Source organism: Niallia sp. FSL M8-0099 (genome assembly GCF_038006945.1).
GTDB classification, from domain to species: Bacteria; Bacillota; Bacilli; order Bacillales; family Cytobacillaceae; genus Niallia; species Niallia circulans.
The window spans coordinates 2,328,869-2,345,898 of record NZ_JBBOWF010000001.1 but is presented as its reverse complement, the minus strand read 5'-3'; the positions used below and the strand labels follow the sequence as shown (position 1 = coordinate 2,345,898).

Sequence of the window (17,030 nt, the reverse complement as noted above, 5' to 3'; positions counted from 1 at the left end):
TAAGGCAAATAGACTTATTCCATGTCCTTCTGGAAACCCTATCTCACACGATCCTAGGAAAAAATTTACTAGAGTTAATGGGGTTACCCGGCTCTATAAGTTGGCTAGGTTATCAAGCAAGATATAAAATTCCTACTCCATAAAATAAACTTCCAGTTATTAAAAATGAAAATGAATGACTTTACAAATGGTGTATTTTTACCTATACCTTTTGACGATGTTAGTAGTCTATCTAGACATAGTGGCTTTCAAAGCAATTTATAACAATATTGTAAGAAAAATAGAAGAATTAAGGGAAAGGTGGTTATCTAAATGAAATTGGGTGAAAACACTCAATTAGTAGAAGAAGTAATGGATTTTATTCGTCATAATAAGATGTTTAATATGATTAACTTTCATGTAAATAATTTAGAGGTAATAAATAATTTCAAGGAAGCACAAAACCTTGCCTGGTCTCAGGACTCAAGTGAAGTTGATACTGTATGGGAAAATGTTAAATCACAGGAAGCAGGAAGTATTGTTCAAAAGGTATATGATTTGGATTTAGTAACTGAACAAGATGATTTATATGATTTTTTTAATGACTATAACAATTACTCGAACGACTTTCTTCCTTTTGATTATATTGATATTAATGAGGAAGTTGAGGGTGACCTCATGATGTGTGCATTAAATCGATTAGTTAATGGGAAAACAGACAATTTTTATGAAAAAATCTTTGAGATTTATAAGCAAGGAGGGTGGCCATGTGGGTGGAAGGGGTCATACCCGATTGGTGAAATTATTGTGTATGTGCCTTAAAATAAAAAAATTACAAATCTTGATTGGCAAAGTGCCTTTTCAAGGTTTTTTTTAATTTATAATAAATTAAACTGATATTTAGTGAAACGAAAAGAAAATTTTGTTTGAGAACGGAGAGCTTAGAATCCTAGTACCATCAAGGCATTATATTTTAAGTGGTTTGTGAAAATAAGACGATAATTAGGTGAGATAACATGGTACATGCAGGTGGATGGGGTAACCGTTGACTTTGAGAAAGGTGGTATAAAAGTAATGAACTATGGTGTATTTAATAATTTAGTTGAAGAGGTAATTCGGTTCTCGAAAAATTTCCAGAGCGAACTTACTAATAATATTACCAATAAAATTGTTATTATTAATGATATAAAAAAAGCAGAATATTTAGCTTATGATGAGATTTTTGGTGAGGAAGAGTATAATTGGAAAGATATCAGAGAATTGGAAATGAGTGAAGTTTGGGAGACTTATTACGCAATGTCAGAAAAGGAAAAGCCTAAAGGATTGGAAGAATTATTAGAAGTTATTGCTGGTAATGTGAGCAAAAACTCATTTAAATATAGTATATTTTATAACGATGTTGTAGCTGATCTTACTAATTGTGCGATTAATCGAGCGATAAACGGAAAGAATAAATCTTTTTTTGAAGATTTGTTTGAGATATATCAACTTGGTGCCTTTTCTTGCGGTTGGAATGGTGCTTATCCAGAAGGAAAAATTATTGCTTATAAATTGGATTAAAAATAAAAAAATAGAAAGAAAAATGCACGTTAACATAGAAAATCAGGAGATTTACATGAGTAGAACTTAGTTTAAAGGGTTCCTCAATTTAAGTGTGGATATATTTAATACTGAAGAGATTAAAGATATAAGAACAACTATATCAGATGTCAATCCCGATTATGTAGGGGGAAGCCCCGTTAGAGCACATGATAAATGTTAGCAGTAATAGATTAGAGGGTGGAGTTATGTCTCTGCCTCATACTTTAAGACTAAAATAGGAGGCTACTATAATGGAAAAACAAGGGTGGGTTTCAGTTTGGTTAGGGAATATAAACGATGAGGACTCAATAGGAGAGTATGTAGATTTAACTTATGATGAGGATGGCGAGTCTGTCCCATCCCAATTCTTTATCGATTTTAAGATTGATGTGGATGAAACAGATGAGGATACGATAGAAAAAGAAGTGTATAAGAATAGTAGTAGTGATATTGCAGCATTATTAGATGGGTGTTCGTATGAAGAAATTGTCATCCCAAAAATCCAGAAAAGTATAAATCTAAAGAAATCATATAATGCTGTGATTTTAATATATAATTTTCAATATCAAAATGAAATTAGCTCAACAGGTGCTTTTGATTTTATTACAGCTACAAATTATGAGTAAGATAAATTTTAAAGATATGGAAAATTGATTTAGTTAATGGTCAACTCAGAAATTACTTATCTCTTTTTAGTAGCCCTATGTTTTACCTTACTACATTAGAAGTTAAAAGAAGGAAGTGCAAAATGGTATGTTGAAAGATATACCGACTTATATCATGCCAGGTCAACCACAAACATAGCTAGTTAATCGTTTTGGTGGAGGTTGAAATTAGCAGACAAGTCATGCTGATGGTTCCTATAGAAATTGCGGTTTTTCTATCCCAATTGCTTACTTTTTTGATCAAGAGGGAAATGATTTATTGCTTTCTAAAGATGATATTCGCACTAGAATTTTTGATACAGAGACTAATAGTATAAAGATAGCAGAAGAAGGGGAATTTAACATAAATTTTAACTTCCCTTCCGTAACTAAATGTCACTCCTAATAAAAAAGTATATAATAAACACTTGCAAATCGTAATCATTTCGTTTTATTATAGAATAGTTATTACTTCATCAGAAATAACTAAAGTGTAAAGTTTAAATCGGAATGATAACGATTTGTTTTTTAGGAGTGAGAGTATTGAATAATAAGAAAATCCCTGTTACTGTTTTAAGCGGTTATCTCGGGTCAGGCAAAACTACTTTGCTAAATCATATTCTATCCAATAGGGAAAGCCTAAAGGTGGCTGTGATTGTCAATGATATGAGTGAGGTAAATATTGACGCTTCATTGGTGAAACAGGGCGGTTTTTCAAGAACGGATGAAAAATTGGTGGAAATGCAAAATGGTTGCATCTGCTGTACACTTAGGGAGGATTTAATAATTGAAGTGGAAAAGCTTGTGCAATTAGGTGATATTGATTATATCGTAATTGAATCAAGCGGAATTAGCGAACCGATTCCGGTTGCGCAAACATTTACATATGTAGATGAGAGTGTAGGGATTGATTTATCGCGATTTTGTCAGTTAGATACGATGGTTACAGTCTTAGATGCTCATCGTTTTTGGCATGATTATGCATCTGGTGAAAGTCTTTTAGACCGAAAGCAAGCAGTGGGTGAAATGGCTGAAAGAGAAATAGCAGATTTGTTAATTGATCAAATTGAATTTGCGAATGTCATTTTGTTAAATAAAACGGATTTAGTTTCGGAAAGCAAACTACAGGAACTGAAAGCAGTTATCCAAAAATTTAACCCGGAAGCCAAAATTATAGAAAGTGAATATTCCAGAATTCCTTTAAATCAAGTTTTAAATACTCAGTTATTTGATTTTGACGCTGCTAGTCAAGGTGCAGGCTGGATAAAAGAATTAAATGAAGAGCATATTCCAGAGACAGAGGAATATGGAATTTCTTCCTTTGTGTATCGTAGCAATAAACCTTTTCACCCTGTGAGATTAATGCAGTGGTTGCAAGACTGGCCAGTTGAAGTAGTTCGGGCGAAAGGATTTATTTGGCTGGCCACGAGAAATGATATTGCCGGATTACTTTCCCAAGCTGGACCGTCCTTAACCATACAAGAAGCGGGCATGTGGGTAGCAGCTTATTCGGAAAGCGAGCAGAAAGAAGTTTTAGAGGAAGATGCAGATTTACAAAAACGTTGGGATCCTCTTTACGGAGATCGCATGACAGAGTTAGTGTTTATTGGGATTGGCATGAATCAACAGCAAATGGAAGAAGAGCTAGATGCTTGTTTATTGACTGATATGGAAATGAAAAAGGATTGGACTAAATTTATTGATCCACTGCCTGCGTTTTTTTGAGTAAAAAAATTCAATTTTATTAGGAGGAAGAAAAAATGAGAGTGAAAATTACCTTAGCATGTACAGAAACAGGAGATAGAAATTATATTACAACCAAAAACAAACGAAATAATCCAGACCGTATCGAGTTGATGAAGTATTGTCCGCGTTTAAAAAAGCGCACTTTGCACAGAGAAACAAAATAATTTTTTTATAGTTATTAAATCGTAATCATTTCGTTTTATGTAATTCAAATGTATTGGAGGAAGCAGAAATGGCAAAAAAGTCGAAAGTAGTAAAAGAAAAGAAACGCCAAGCCATGGTTGAAAAATATGAAGCGCTTCGAATGGAATTAAAAGAAAAGGGAGGCTTGGAAGCACTTAGAAAGCTACCAAGAGATTCCTCACCGACTCGTTTGAAAAATAGATGTGAAGTGACTGGTAGACCAAGAGGGTACTTAAGAAAATTTAAAATGTCCCGCATTGCTTTTAGAGAATATGCCCATAAAGGACAAATTCCAGGAGTGAAAAAATCAAGCTGGTAATGAATAGAAAGAAAAGTCGTCAGCTTATGGGTTTGACGACTTTTATCTACACAAAAAATGGAGGAATCAGAAATGAATTCCGTTAATCCTGTATTAGTGCAAATTTTTTATCGAAGCGCGATTGCAAATATGCCAGAAAAAAAACGGGAAATTTATCAATACATAACGACTAAAGAAGAAGAGTTAGAGAAGATAGCTGTGAGCGAGAAACAGTTTATGGAGCTAATGGTTAACCATTCCCCATTTAAAGAGGCGTCTAGTTATTTTTCCCTCAGTTTGTCAGCAATTAAGGAGATTATGGATGAGGCCCAAGCAGAAATCGATTTAATGATTATGACCAGAATTAATCAAATGAGATGGATTAATTACTCCAAGACTGATAGAAAAGCACGAAAAAATAAAAAATGGACATTTGTATTTGTATCCTAATTTTTTTATAATGGCACTCTTATTTAAATAGGATACATTGGAAAAATATACATAGATCTACCATGCTTATCTGTTTTTTCACATTAACCTGGTATGCGTTTCATCCTTTACACTTTAAGCAAATAAGATAAGCGGGGCAGAAATTTATTTTGCTTCTATTTTATAGCTTAGCTTATGTTTGCTTAAAGTCGTCTGGACAATCAATGGATGTAACATAAATTTCATCTTTTGCAGGCTATTTCATTGGGGTATACAGAAAAGACCAGAAACTGTATTCTTAATATATAAGGTAAAAAAGATATTGGGTTTTGAAAAGGTGAAAAGTATGACAAACATTAAAGATCTAGCAAAGATGGCTGGTGTTTCTGTAACAACTGTTTCCCGTGTCCTTAATAATCATCCATATGTAAGCAAGGAAAAGAGAAATGCTGTACTAGCGGCAATTAAAGAAAGTAATTATGAACAAAATATTAATGCAGTTCATTTAAGTAAAGGAAAAACACAAATGATTGGTGTTGTCCTTCCTTTTTCTGACCATCCTTATTTTGCGTTGCTGTTAAAAGGGATAGCAAAACAAGCGCTGGAGAATAATTATAAACTCGTATTGTTTCAGACGGATTATATGGAAAGCAGGGAATTAGAGGCATTACAAATGTTGAAGCAAAAGCAAATTGACTCCCTCATCATTTGTTCGCGAACTTGCGAATGGTCTGTAATTCAAGAATATCTTTCCTATGGAACAATTGTTTTGTGTGAAGACACAAAGGGGAAGGAAGTTTCTTCTACATTTGTTAACCAGTATAAAATTTTCAAAGAAGCATTAGCATTTTTATATAAAAAGGGGCATCAAAGAATCGGCTACTGTATTGGAAGAAAAACTGGTCCAAGCAGCCAATTACGTGCAAATGCCTATAAAGAGTTTCTTTCGGAACATCAACTTCCTTATTGTGAAGAATATATTATCGATCACTGTAATTACTTTGAAGATGCCAAAATAGTGATGGATCATTTACTGCAAATGGATAATCGTCCGACTGCATTAATTGTGACAAGTGATCAAGTTGCAGCAGGAATTGTTATCTATTGTCAAAAACAAGGAATCAAAATTCCAGAAGAGCTTGCGATAATAGGTTATCATAACGAATCTATTGCAAAACTGATGGAAATATCTACAATGGAAATTCCGCTTTTAGAGATGGGAAAGAACTTATTTCAACAAGCTATTAGCAAAGAAATAACGAAAGAGGAAATGTTTTTTCGTTTTATTGAAAGAACTACTGTATAAACAAGTTGTTCTTTAGCTGCAAATAAAAACATCTTAAACAAGCATTTTGGGATGTCAGACTGTAGACAAACTCCTTGAAATTTGAGGTTTTGCCTATGGTCTTTTTTGTGTCCTCTTCTAATAGGGTATTGATTTCTTCTACAGGGGTTCGCTTTTCATGGGGCGAGTTCTGGTTTTAAAATATAGGTAGATAATTTTTAGAGGTGAAGTCATGCTTTCCAAACATTCTTCTATTCAAAGAAATCTTGCTTTAGATCACCTTCGACATAAACAAGTTATCAGAAAAATTTATGCAAAAAGAAACGATTGAATGTGTTTTCGCAGATGGAAAAGAAAAGCATGGTATGCGATGGACAACTTTAAGGGGGCTTAAAAAATTGTCTATGCAGGCGATGCTTATTTTTGCATCCATGAACGCCAACTGGACTTGGGTGAGTCTGGTAACAGCTTAAGAAGAGCATAAAGAAGAAATCAAAATACAATAAAATAACGAAAAAGACCCTAAATTACAAAAGGGTTCAGAATGAAAACATTCTGATTCCCTTTTGTCGACAAACTGTCACCCCAAGCAAGCATTTGGGATGTTTTTATATTTTGTAACTTGCCTCTTTACAATTTTGCTCTAATTAGGAGTAAACAGGAACAAGTTTTATTTTTTGACTAGGTTTTAGTAAGGATAGAAGCGGTATATCTGTATCAACCACCTTTCCGATAACGTTGACTCGCTCATCTGCTGGAAGATCACACAGGGTGATTTGTATTTCTCCGCGATAGCGTCCATAAAGGTCATTATCTCTTGTGATTGTGCCGGCTGGACGTGCTTCTGTGTTCTCCGGGTAGATATTTTCTAGACTTCTCGTATCTAGGAAGCGGAGAACATCTCGGGAAAGATCAGGACGAAGCTGGAACTCGCCTTCTTGGTAACCCTGGATGCGGATGGAGACATAATGATGCTGGTCAAAATCGATTAATTTATGAAGTAGTGCTTCACTGACTCCATAATCACCAATGTAAACATCCTCAACCCCTGCTAGAAATAACTCTAATGCAGCATGATATGGCTCTAAGTGCCGATGATTTTCCAATGTCGGCAGACCGTCAAATAGGGGGCCGCGTTTTTCTTTATCACCTGGAATATATGCACTAATAGGTATTCCAAAACGCTGGAAGATTTCATTTTGTGATTGAAAAAAGGAAATGGATAATCCTGTTTCTTGTCTTGGGTAGAAATTATGCCATGCTATCAATTGATTGGCGTTCAGACCAGCTTTTATAAGTGCAGACAAGTCCTCCTCTTGGAAAGTACTAGCATTAAGAGCCAGTTTAAAAGCTTTGGAAAGGGTTAAAATCATTTCATTATCAAAACCATCATCTAATCGAAGGCCAATAACCCCTAGCTTTTTTAACTCCATTAAACTGTTTAATCCTAAATGACTAGGCGTTTTTAAGGAAACATCGGCAAAAACCTCTATTCCTGCTTCAGCAGCCAGAGTCATAAGCGCTTTGGCTCTAGTCGCTAATTCCCCAGACTCTTCCGGAATATGGAGAGAGGTGAATGCCCGCTTTACTCCTAATTTTCCAGCGCGGATAATTCGTTCTTCCGCTATAGGATCCATTAAATAAAAGGATATGCCAATCATTCAAACTCACCAGCCATTTCATCTTTGAAGCCAAATAAATACGTAAAAACAAATCCAGCGGCATAAGCAATTAATACCCCTGCTAAATATAGAAACACTTGACCAGTAACAACTAGGAATGCAAGTGGTATACCAGATACGCCGACAGCTACAGTAGCAACTCCGAATGCAGCCTGAAATGCTCCGCCGACTCCAGCTCCCAAACATGCCGTTAAGAAGGGACGCCCTAACGGAAGGGTAACACCGAATATCAATGGCTCTCCAATCCCAAGAATTCCTGCAGGAAGACCACCAGCAATAGCTCTTTTTAATCGTTTTTTCTTTGTTTTAAAGTAAATCGCAAACGCCGCACCTACTTGGGCAGCACCACCCATTGCAAGAATTGGCAGAAGAGGATCATCACCAATTGTATTAATTAACTCTAGATGAATTGGTGTTAACCCTTGATGTAACCCAGTGACAACAAGGGGAAGGAAGGTTGCTCCAAGAACAAATCCTGCAACTACGCCCCCAATATCCAGTAAGGAGGTTAATCCTTTTGTAATAATATCGGAAATAAGACCACCAAGCGGCATAAATATAAGATAAGTCAAAATACCAGTAAGCAATAAAGCGACAGTCGGTGTAATAAAAAGATCTAGTGAGGTTGGCACATATTTACGAACTTGTTTTTCAATTAATGCGATAAAGATAGCTGCGAATAGCACGCCAATTAATCCGCCTCGACCAGGCAGTAAATCTGTGCCAAATAAATGAATGCCAGCAACAGCGGGGTTTATTATCAAAATACCGGCAATAGCTCCAAGCGCTGGCGAACCGCCAAACTCTTTTGCTGCATTTGAGCCGACTAATATGCCGAGGTATCCGAATAATCCACTGCCAATCACAGATAAAATGATGGCAAGTTGTGATTCTTCTGCCAGCACACCGGCCTGGACAATGGCTTTTGTAATTCCTGTTATCAATCCCGAAGCTACAAGAGCAGGAATTAAAGGAATGAAGATACTAGCAATTTTGCGCAAAAATAATTTGAAAGGTGTTGCATTCTTTTTGTTAATCTCAGCTTTTTTGTTTGCTGCCTTTTCTTTTAAATTAATCCCGCCAGCATCATCGATTAATCTACTAAAGGCTTCTGTAACTTTATTTACTTTTCCAGGGCCAAGAATAATTTGCAGTGTTTCTTCTACTACAACTCCTAATACTCCATCCACTTTTTTTAATTCTTCTTTATTGATTAAGGAAGAATCTTTCGGTGTGACACGAAGTCTTGTCATACAATGTGTGTAGCTAACAATATTTTCAGGACCACCTAATTGTTTGAGAATCTTTTCTGCTAAAATTTTGTTGTTTTCACCAGCCATCTTAAATTCCCTTCTCTCCACTATTATTTATTTTTGCAATCCCATCAAATGTGTCCAGGCACCATGTTGTTTCTAGATAGGGAAGACACATTTAAGCGAATGCTACTTTCCTTCTTTAATAAATTGAATAGCTTCTCTTGTTTTATCAATAGAGGTAATAGTGTCCTCATATTGAGCTGTTGCCATTGAAAGAAACAAAATATCCATGATATATAGCTGAGCTAGACGTGACGATGTGGCTGCACTTCGAAAGGGAGCTTCCGCTGAATAGGAAGTAAACAGCTTAATATCTGATAATGAAGCAACAGAGGATTGACCGTATTTTGTTAGACTGATTGTTTTTACACCATGTTTTTTGGCAAGTGACATGACTTTAATTACTTCAGGAGTTTCGCCTGAATGGGAGATTCCAAAAACAATATCATCCTTGCCAGCATTTCCGATTAATGTAGCGACAAGATGTATATCAGTAAAGGCAGTAGCGTTTTTATGAATTCGCAGAAGCTTTTGCTGAGCATCTTTAGCGATAATATTGGAAGCGCCAATCCCAAAAAAATGAACATTTTTTGCAGCAGATATAGTGTGGACAGCGCGCTCCAATTCTTCATAATTAATTATTTCTTCAGAATCACGGATACTCTGAATGCTGTTACTAGTTGTTTTTTGAACAATAGAGTAGAAGGATTCATCAGGTTCAATATCGCGATATCCTTGTTCAAGGGGCTTCACTAAATCGCCAGCAATTCTAACTTTTAAATCTTGAAAGCCATTTAAGCCTAAGGATTTACAGAGTCGAATAACTGCGGCTCCGCTTGTACCTGCATGTGCGCCAATTTCATGAACGGTACTGTTTAAGAGCATATTTGGATTTTCTAGTATAAACGCAGCAATCTTTCGCTCGGAAGCGGGGAGCTGCTCCAACATGCTTTGAATAATTTTTAAACCACCTGCTACCACATTCTAAACCACCTTTTCAGATTACTTTTGAATTGCTTTTTTTACATAACCATTAGCATTTGCTAAAAGCTGCTCTGCTTCTTGCTTGCTTGAATTTGTTTTTAACATGACGATTGCTGTTTTGACTTGTAAGTTTGCCTCTTCCAATGTTTCTAATGCTTGTTCATAGGAGACATCTGCAATTTTGCAAATAATAGCGATTGCTCGTTCCTTAAGCTTTTCATTGCTTACATGAACATCTACCATTAAGTTTTCGTATGCTTTTCCTAGCAATATCATGGAGGAAGTGGAGATCATATTTAAAATCATTTTGTGTGCAGTGCCTGATTTTAACCGGGTTGAACCGGTAAGCACCTCAGGACCGACAATCACTTCGATTGCTTGCTCTGCTTCTTTACTGATGGCAGCATTTTTATTACAGGATAAGGCAATTGTTTTTGCTCCAACTGCTCTTGCATACTGCAATGCTCCGATAACATAAGGAGTCCTTCCACTGGCGGCAATACCAATCACCGTATCATTTTTTGAAAGACTTATAGCTTTTAAATCTTTGATACCAAGATCTGGCTGATCTTCTGCTCCTTCGACCGCTTTAAAAAAGGCTGTTTCTCCACCAGCGATCAGTCCTTGCACCATTTCGGGATCTGTACCAAATGTTGGTGGACATTCTACAGCATCGAGAACACCTAATCTTCCACTCGTTCCTGCGCCCACATAAATAAGGCGACCGCCTTTTTGGAAGGATTCAAAAACGTATTGGACGGCTACCTCTATATCAGATAAGACTTCCTTGACTGCAAGAGCCACTAGTTGATCTTGTTCATTCATTAACCGCAATATTTCCATTGGTTCAGCCGTATCGATTTGCATTGTTTGCTCATTTCGAGATTCTGTTGTTAATAGCTCAAGCTTTTCTTCCATTGTAAATACTCCTTCTCCAAGTTTGTTTAGATTTGAAAGCGATTTCCTTGAGATGATTATAATAAAACTAAAATGAAATTTCAATAATTAATAACAAATAATAAAATGAAATTTTATTTCAACGTGCTTACATAAAAGAAAAGACAATTGACTGAAACTTACTATTATCCTTATACGTATGGTAAGAGGAGTGGGGAAAAACATGATTTTCCGTTCGAAAGTAGATCGCTTCTTTATTATCATGTTGTTAGTCGTTATTTTTAGTATGGGGCTTGTTACGTTAGGTCCATTGTTTATAGAGAAGGAACGAACCATATTGCCTAGTATTATTATGAGCACCATTTTTATCTTATGTACTTCTTTTTTTGCATGGATTACATTTGGGAATAAGTATGTGTTTACTGATGAGTATTTACTAGTAAAAGGGGGGCCTTTTCCCAGTAAAATCCGCTATGAAAATATTACTAAAGTTGCTAAGACGAATGATATATTTACTGGTTTTCGACTTAACATGCGAACCAGCAATCGAAATATTTTACATGACAGCAAGCCTTGGCAGTGTAAAAATATCGCCGCAGAACGCTGAATTATTTTTAATAGAATTAGAAAATAGAATTTCAAAAAAGAGGCAAAAGCAATAATTAACGATAAATTATTTTTAGCGATGGTGGTGAGTATGTGAGGAAGAAGATAATATTAGTAGGCACTTTTCATTTCGCGGAAAATGCTGATATGATAAAAAGGAAAAACGAAGAGATCGAAGAATTAGTTCAATTATTAGCAGAATGGAGACCTTCCAAAATGGGATAAAAAAGATGAGCAGCTTCTTATTGAAAAATTTCATCTAGAAAGTAATCAATATTCTACAGATGAGATTGAACAAATTGGTTTTAGATTAGCGAATAAATTACACCATGATAAGGTATATGGGGTAAATTGGGAAGGGGAATTAGGGCAAGAAGATGTTCAAAACCTATTTAATGAAATAAAGGAAAATTATCTAGAAATATCTGAAAAAATGGAAAGTTTAAATAAAGCTAGTCCCGTATTGTCTGCAACAAGTTCATTAATAGAGGCATTTCGCCGATTGAATGAGAACGCATATATACATAGACTTGAGGATCTTTATTTATCTTTTGTCTTAGTTGAAAATAAACAGGGTGTAAAAATTGGTATTCCATTTCTAGATAAATGGATGAAAAGAGAATTGTATATATTTAATAATGTGCTAGAGATTACAAAGGATAATGATCAAGATTGTATTTTGCTTCTTATTGGCAGTGACCATTTGTGGCTGTTAAGAAAGTTTTTTGAAGGAATTGGCTGGGAAGTGATAAATCCTTTTTCCTGTACAAACAAAATATAAGGAGTAGGAGGAATATTTATGTATTTAATTGAAGGCTTCCATTAACGTTCAAGGTTATGGCCATTTCCACGAGCTCCTCCCTTTTCAATAGGCATAAGAAGAATGGAAAAAGGGAGGATGAAAATCGATGGCAGTAAACTACTTGCACATTAATAGTAAAGAATTATATGTGGAGACGCATGGGAAAATCACAGGAAAAGCTATTCTATATTTGCATGGCGGCCCAGGTGAAGGGTGTTTTGACTTTTCCATGAATCAAACACATCGTCTAAACAATTTTTTTCGTTTAGTTGTTATAGATCAGAGAGGAGTATGTCGCTCTGAAGAAATCTTTAAGAAGGAGTCTTTTGGAATAAACCATTTAATAGAAGATTGTGAAGAACTACGTGTCCAACTAGGTATTTCTAAATGGTCGATTATAGGGCATTCTTTCGGTGGATATTTAGCCGTCCTATATGCAAATCGCTATCCATATGCTATCGAAAAGTTAATTTTTGAGTGTCCTACATTTGATTTCGAATTAACAGCAAAATCCTTATTAAAAAGAACGGCTAGCTTATTTGCAAGATATAATATGATGCCATTACAGAAGAAAGTCAATCGTTTAATTGCTAAAGCTGTGTCACCAAAAGAATTGGTAGAAGGCTATTTGCAGCTAAGCTCTTATTTGCAAGAAAAACGAATGGAAATATATAGTTTGCATTCTATTAATCTAGAAACAAGTATTTATACAGACGAACAATGGGATCGTTTTTATGATAAGTCTGAAATCCATTTTGCAAGATTAAGGAATGAAGGCAAGATCTTCGAATCTGTTTTACCACTATTAAAGAAGATACAAGTACCAAGTCTTTTAATAGTAGGTGAATATGATCCAGTAACCTGTGAAAAGCAAATAGATTTTTTTGATAAGAATGTTCGACAAGGAGAAATTCAAATAATAGAGCAGTGTGGGCATACGCCTCATAATGAAAGTCCAGAATGGTTTAGTAAAATGGTAACGGAATTTTTATTAAGGAAAAATCATTGAAGCAAGCATCATGAAACTAAATGGTATAAAGGTCTATGTTTTAATTTGTTAGCACATTTTTATTGCTGAAGCGCTATCGAAAGACTTCATAAGGTAATTTGCTGTAAAAGGAGAAGACAATCATGTATGTAAAAACAAGTGATGGCTTACAAGTATATTATGAAATGAGTGGAAACGGAGATCCATGCCTTTATCTGCATGGAGGTCCAGGATATTGGAGCAAACCTTTCCAGCTATTTGCCCATGGGCTTTTAGAAAAAGATTTGCAAATGATATATTTAGATCAGCGGGGATGCGGCCGATCTGAACATTGCCTATCTCAGGATTATTCATTAAATAGATTAATCATGGATTTAGAAGAATTAAGAATTTCGCTAGGAATTAATAAATGGTATATTATGGGGCATTCCTTTGGCGGCATTCTTGCAGTTAACTATGCTGCTCGATTTCCGGAACATACCATTGGGCTAATATTAGTCAATGTAACACTGAATATGTATGAATCGTTTGAGTATCAAATAAATAGAGGACTTGAAATTTTACAAGAACAACGAAATATCTTCCCGTCTGACCCACAGGAGGATTATATAGAATTATTCTATTCGATTCTTTTTAAATTAATCGAGAACGGAAGTTACAATCATTTTCAATATACCGATATAGACAAGAAAAAAGAAGTAGATAGGATAGATAAGGAATTAAGAACTGACCCCTATTTCCAAAAGAAGGTTTTCTCCTTAAAAGAATATTTTCACGATTTTACAGAACTTATGAAAGAAATAAAAAAACCGACTTTAATTATAGCTGGTACATCTGATCACGCTGTTGGACCAAACCATCATTTAACTTTTCCATGTAAAGATGCGGTCGTTCACTATATTAATGGCGGGCATCATCCATACATAGAGAATCAAGATGCGTTTAAAGAGACAGTATTAAGCTTTGTAAATGATAATAAGACTGTTTAGAATTAACTTAAGTCCGGTGATAACATAGTATACATCATTTTCGTCAGGAGGGAAATGAAATGCTGGCCTCTCTACAGGCAATTCAAGAAGTGAGACAAGGAAATAAAGAGGTATTGCGACAACAGAAATGGCTGCAATATCTTTATATAACAAAAGAAAAGAATGTGAACTTAGAACAAGTTCCTTCGTTAGAAGGGTTAGAAAGCAATCCGGTTTTATCCTATGTGGAAAAGACTCTATTAATCTTAGATAATTGTACAAGTTTAAATGATGCTGAAAAACAAATAATTGAACAGGTTTTAATATGGAGCGATGTAGCAAAATGCGGCTCTACTTCTCAGCGTAAATATTGGAGAGAACGGGGATTTCAATTAGGCATTCATAATATTGGTTCTGCGCAAATTTATGCCGAAGAAGTAAGAAAGACAGCAAATAGAGAACGCAGGTTGGTTTTAGAAGAGCTTATTTTTACACTTATTTATACACATGGATTAATTGGTCAATTTATAAGAGGAGAAGTTCGCTATTGTCAATTAGAACCTTTAATTTTATCTATGAATAAAAACATCGTAGTAGATCAAAATGATAAGTACCGTTTATTATATGTCTTGAATCAATGTATCATCGAAGCTGTTTCACCGCAAATATGGAAGGAAGTTCAAGAGGAAGTTAAAGAAGTTATTAGCTCTATTTTGGAAGGGAAAAGAGAGCAAGAGTTACCATTAGAGGAAAGAATTAAGAGGCTGAGAAAAGCCGCTATCCAAAACGGAGAAAATTTTGATGAAGAGTATAGTCGTTTTTTAAAAGAATCGAAAAGAATTGAATTGCTTCAATTATTTTTTCATAAAACGGATATGTGGTATGTGGAGTCTGCTCTGCATGATTTCTCCTTGGAAGAATTTTTGAAAATCTTCCTATTAATCTATCAAAAAGTCGATCCATTAACGATAAAGCAAATCAGCTTTGAACCGTTTATGAAAGACATCTATTATGACTATAAAGGTAAAAAGACAATTAACTTATACAAAAAGAGAATCATTGAGGCATTTTTGAAAGAACAAACGATTGATGATTTAATTGCCGGCACAGAGTGCGCAAATGAACATGTCGAATTAGTGATTATTCCGCTTGACTCTTTAAATGAAAATATTAGCGTAACATTTGTTTATTCAAAGGCTGGGGAGAAATTAATTGAATTTTGTCAGGAAGCAGAAAAATCACCCCTTTATGAACGGGCAAGCATTCTTTTATATGATTTTTTTGGTTTTCGAAAGGATGGCTTTGATCGAATGCAGAATGAACAAAACTATCTTGCTGATATGAATAATGCTGAAGACCATAAAAAGATGATTGCTGACTATGCAATAGGAAATAAGCTGCTGGATATAGGGGCAGGCGGTGGAATTATGTTAGATATTCTATCGGATTGCCACCCCGATGCAACTGTTATCGGCATTGATATTTCTACCAATGTTATCGAGGCATTAGAAAAAAGGAAGATAAGAGAAAAGAAAACATGGCTTGTTAAACAGGCAGATGCTCTGCAATTAAAAGAAACTTTTGCGGTGAATAGCATGGATACCATTATATTTTCTTCGATTCTTCATGAGATGTATTCTTATATTCCGTATAAAGGGATGAAATTTAATCCAGAGGTTATTTTGGATAGCTTGACAAGTGCATTTGAAGTCCTTAAACCAGGTGGCAGAATCATTATTAGAGATGGTATCATGACCGAGCCGAAAGAAGAATGGAGACAAATTGAATTTAAGCTGCCAAATGGCTTGAATTTTTTTAAACGCTATGTAAATGATTTTAAAGGCAGACAGATCGAGTTTGAGCAAATTAACGAGAGCACTGTTCAATTGCCGATAAATGATGCGATGGAATTTCTATATACTTATACATGGGGAGAAGAGGCCTATCCGCATGAAGTACAAGAGCAGTTCGGGTACTTTACCCCTGCTGAATATAAAGATGTTATTAAAAGGGTGATTGGCAATAAGGGGAAAGTGCTATTGTTTGACCATTATTTACAAGATGGCTATGCAGAGCATCTATTATCGAAAGTAAAATTGATGGATTCCTCTCAAAACGTGGTTAAACTTCCTGACAGCACCTGTTTTATTGTGATTGAAAAACATCTTAGATAGAGCTTTAAATAGTTTTCAAGCAAGGCAAAAAAATGGAGAGAATAGATTTCCGCCTACTTTCACATAATGAAAAAGGATCTATTTTAAAAAAGGAACCCTATGGGGAACTTAACATTTCTTTATATAGAAAGTAGGTGGAATGATGGATATTAACAGAGCAAAACAAATACTTTCCTCATCAGCAGAAATAGAAGTAAAGTATAACGGTGCTTCAGTTTGGCTGGAAGATATTAAAGAAAAAGATGCAACCGCAATCGTTCATCTGGTAGGCGGAAGTCAAGAACAAACAGAAGTTGACATTGCAAGCCTAGAAGAAGCTTAAAATCTCTCGCAAGACAACCACGAGGATAGAGGTTCCAGTTTGTCGACAAAAGGGGATTAGAATGTTTTCATTCTGAACCCCTTTTTAACATTTGTAGCGGAAAACAACATCTCTATTAGAAGGGATTACAAAAAAGAGTATAGGCA

The 17,030-nt window shown here is 35.2% G+C and carries 19 protein-coding genes and 1 pseudogene; 16 read left to right on the top strand and 4 right to left on the bottom strand.

Translation table 11 applies throughout. From position 1 onward, the window contains the following. Positions 1–312 precede the first annotated feature (312 nt). The 9 genes and pseudogenes from NSQ92_RS11490 to NSQ92_RS11450 form a co-directional block, all read left to right on the top strand. Positions 313–801: a cytoplasmic protein gene (locus NSQ92_RS11490; RefSeq protein WP_341152795.1), complete on the top strand. Its 489-nt coding sequence runs from the start codon at positions 313–315 to the stop codon at positions 799–801. Between the two features lie 252 nt (positions 802–1,053). Then, a complete protein-coding gene (locus tag NSQ92_RS11485) occupies positions 1,054–1,539 on the top strand; it encodes a hypothetical protein (protein ID WP_341152794.1) in 486 nt (161 codons plus the stop codon). Between the two features lie 272 nt (positions 1,540–1,811). Continuing rightward, positions 1,812–2,186 (top strand): immunity 22 family protein, encoded by a 375-nt coding sequence (locus tag NSQ92_RS11480; protein WP_061796294.1) that lies wholly within the window; start codon positions 1,812–1,814, stop codon positions 2,184–2,186. Between the two features lie 561 nt (positions 2,187–2,747). Then, positions 2,748–3,929: a GTP-binding protein gene (locus NSQ92_RS11475; RefSeq protein WP_235844419.1), complete on the top strand. Its 1,182-nt coding sequence runs from the start codon at positions 2,748–2,750 to the stop codon at positions 3,927–3,929. Between the two features lie 35 nt (positions 3,930–3,964). Beyond that, the gene (rpmG, locus tag NSQ92_RS11470) at positions 3,965–4,114 is read left to right on the top strand and encodes a 50S ribosomal protein L33 (protein WP_016203575.1); all 150 of its coding nucleotides are present in this window, start codon (positions 3,965–3,967) and stop codon (positions 4,112–4,114) included. 68 nt (positions 4,115–4,182) lie between these two features. Next, positions 4,183–4,452, top strand: coding sequence for a 30S ribosomal protein S14 (gene rpsN, locus NSQ92_RS11465; protein ID WP_047940556.1), 270 nt, complete (start codon positions 4,183–4,185; stop codon positions 4,450–4,452). Positions 4,453–4,524: 72 nt separating this feature from the next. Continuing rightward, positions 4,525–4,881 carry a hypothetical protein gene (locus tag NSQ92_RS11460; RefSeq protein ID WP_047940557.1) on the top strand — a complete coding sequence of 119 codons (357 nt, stop codon included), beginning with the start codon at positions 4,525–4,527 and terminating at the stop codon, positions 4,879–4,881. 325 nt (positions 4,882–5,206) lie between these two features. Beyond that, positions 5,207–6,166, top strand: a complete 960-nt coding sequence (locus tag NSQ92_RS11455) for a LacI family DNA-binding transcriptional regulator (RefSeq protein WP_047940558.1) — start codon at positions 5,207–5,209, stop codon at positions 6,164–6,166. Positions 6,167–6,419: 253 nt separating this feature from the next. Next, a pseudogene (locus tag NSQ92_RS11450) lies at positions 6,420–6,618 on the top strand (transposase); the annotation flags it as partial. Between the two features lie 174 nt (positions 6,619–6,792). On the opposite strand, the gene NSQ92_RS11445 reads toward NSQ92_RS11450, so the two are convergent. The 4 genes from NSQ92_RS11445 to murQ all read right to left on the bottom strand — a co-directional run bounded on the left by NSQ92_RS11445 (position 6,793) and on the right by murQ (position 11,045). Continuing rightward, positions 6,793–7,806: a MupG family TIM beta-alpha barrel fold protein gene (locus NSQ92_RS11445; protein ID WP_172866202.1), complete on the bottom strand. Its 1,014-nt coding sequence runs from the start codon at positions 7,804–7,806 to the stop codon at positions 6,793–6,795. Next, positions 7,803–9,167, bottom strand: a complete 1,365-nt coding sequence (locus NSQ92_RS11440) for a PTS transporter subunit EIIC (RefSeq protein ID WP_144546345.1) — start codon at positions 9,165–9,167, stop codon at positions 7,803–7,805. Before NSQ92_RS11440 ends, NSQ92_RS11445 begins: the two co-directional genes overlap by 4 nt. 102 nt (positions 9,168–9,269) lie before the next feature. Further along, entirely contained in the window at positions 9,270–10,124 is an 855-nt protein-coding gene (locus NSQ92_RS11435) for a MurR/RpiR family transcriptional regulator (RefSeq protein ID WP_047940562.1), read from the bottom strand. A gap of 21 nt (positions 10,125–10,145) precedes the next feature. Then, entirely contained in the window at positions 10,146–11,045 is a 900-nt protein-coding gene (murQ, locus tag NSQ92_RS11430) for an N-acetylmuramic acid 6-phosphate etherase (RefSeq protein WP_095322230.1), read from the bottom strand. Positions 11,046–11,247: 202 nt separating this feature from the next. Here murQ and NSQ92_RS11425 point away from each other — a divergent pair, with 202 nt between their 5' ends. The 7 genes from NSQ92_RS11425 to NSQ92_RS11395 all read left to right on the top strand — a co-directional run bounded on the left by NSQ92_RS11425 (position 11,248) and on the right by NSQ92_RS11395 (position 16,884). Further along, on the top strand, positions 11,248–11,631 hold the full coding sequence (locus tag NSQ92_RS11425) for a PH domain-containing protein (RefSeq protein WP_061796286.1): 384 nt from the start codon (positions 11,248–11,250) through the stop codon (positions 11,629–11,631). Positions 11,632–11,723: 92 nt separating this feature from the next. Further along, the gene (locus NSQ92_RS11420) at positions 11,724–11,855 is read left to right on the top strand and encodes a hypothetical protein (protein WP_341152793.1); all 132 of its coding nucleotides are present in this window, start codon (positions 11,724–11,726) and stop codon (positions 11,853–11,855) included. A 19-nt stretch (positions 11,856–11,874) separates the two neighbouring features. Further along, positions 11,875–12,411, top strand: coding sequence for a DUF5694 domain-containing protein (locus NSQ92_RS11415; RefSeq protein ID WP_341152919.1), 537 nt, complete (start codon positions 11,875–11,877; stop codon positions 12,409–12,411). Positions 12,412–12,538: 127 nt separating this feature from the next. Next, a complete protein-coding gene (locus NSQ92_RS11410) occupies positions 12,539–13,441 on the top strand; it encodes an alpha/beta fold hydrolase (protein WP_095320918.1) in 903 nt (300 codons plus the stop codon). Positions 13,442–13,563: 122 nt separating this feature from the next. Further along, positions 13,564–14,409 (top strand): alpha/beta fold hydrolase, encoded by an 846-nt coding sequence (locus NSQ92_RS11405; RefSeq protein ID WP_047940565.1) that lies wholly within the window; start codon positions 13,564–13,566, stop codon positions 14,407–14,409. Between the two features lie 59 nt (positions 14,410–14,468). Beyond that, on the top strand, positions 14,469–16,562 hold the full coding sequence (locus tag NSQ92_RS11400; protein ID WP_341152792.1) for a class I SAM-dependent methyltransferase: 2,094 nt from the start codon (positions 14,469–14,471) through the stop codon (positions 16,560–16,562). 139 nt (positions 16,563–16,701) lie between these two features. Then, on the top strand, positions 16,702–16,884 hold the full coding sequence (locus tag NSQ92_RS11395) for an H-type small acid-soluble spore protein (protein ID WP_371000768.1): 183 nt from the start codon (positions 16,702–16,704) through the stop codon (positions 16,882–16,884). Positions 16,885–17,030 lie beyond the last annotated feature (146 nt).

Coding starts and splice junctions, on each gene's coding strand:
- NSQ92_RS11405 (WP_047940565.1), top strand. CDS start 13,564: ATGTATGTAAAAACAAGTGATGGCTTACAAGTATATTATGAAATGAGT.
- NSQ92_RS11490 (WP_341152795.1), top strand. CDS start 313: ATGAAATTGGGTGAAAACACTCAATTAGTAGAAGAAGTAATGGATTTT.
- NSQ92_RS11485 (WP_341152794.1), top strand. CDS start 1,054: ATGAACTATGGTGTATTTAATAATTTAGTTGAAGAGGTAATTCGGTTC.
- NSQ92_RS11400 (WP_341152792.1), top strand. CDS start 14,469: ATGCTGGCCTCTCTACAGGCAATTCAAGAAGTGAGACAAGGAAATAAA.
- murQ (WP_095322230.1), bottom strand. CDS start 11,045: ATGGAAGAAAAGCTTGAGCTATTAACAACAGAATCTCGAAATGAGCAA.
- rpmG (WP_016203575.1), top strand. CDS start 3,965: ATGAGAGTGAAAATTACCTTAGCATGTACAGAAACAGGAGATAGAAAT.
- NSQ92_RS11395 (WP_371000768.1), top strand. CDS start 16,702: ATGATGGATATTAACAGAGCAAAACAAATACTTTCCTCATCAGCAGAA.
- NSQ92_RS11445 (WP_172866202.1), bottom strand. CDS start 7,806: ATGATTGGCATATCCTTTTATTTAATGGATCCTATAGCGGAAGAACGA.
- NSQ92_RS11480 (WP_061796294.1), top strand. CDS start 1,812: ATGGAAAAACAAGGGTGGGTTTCAGTTTGGTTAGGGAATATAAACGAT.
- NSQ92_RS11460 (WP_047940557.1), top strand. CDS start 4,525: ATGAATTCCGTTAATCCTGTATTAGTGCAAATTTTTTATCGAAGCGCG.
- NSQ92_RS11455 (WP_047940558.1), top strand. CDS start 5,207: ATGACAAACATTAAAGATCTAGCAAAGATGGCTGGTGTTTCTGTAACA.
- NSQ92_RS11410 (WP_095320918.1), top strand. CDS start 12,539: ATGGCAGTAAACTACTTGCACATTAATAGTAAAGAATTATATGTGGAG.
- NSQ92_RS11440 (WP_144546345.1), bottom strand. CDS start 9,167: ATGGCTGGTGAAAACAACAAAATTTTAGCAGAAAAGATTCTCAAACAA.
- rpsN (WP_047940556.1), top strand. CDS start 4,183: ATGGCAAAAAAGTCGAAAGTAGTAAAAGAAAAGAAACGCCAAGCCATG.
- NSQ92_RS11425 (WP_061796286.1), top strand. CDS start 11,248: ATGATTTTCCGTTCGAAAGTAGATCGCTTCTTTATTATCATGTTGTTA.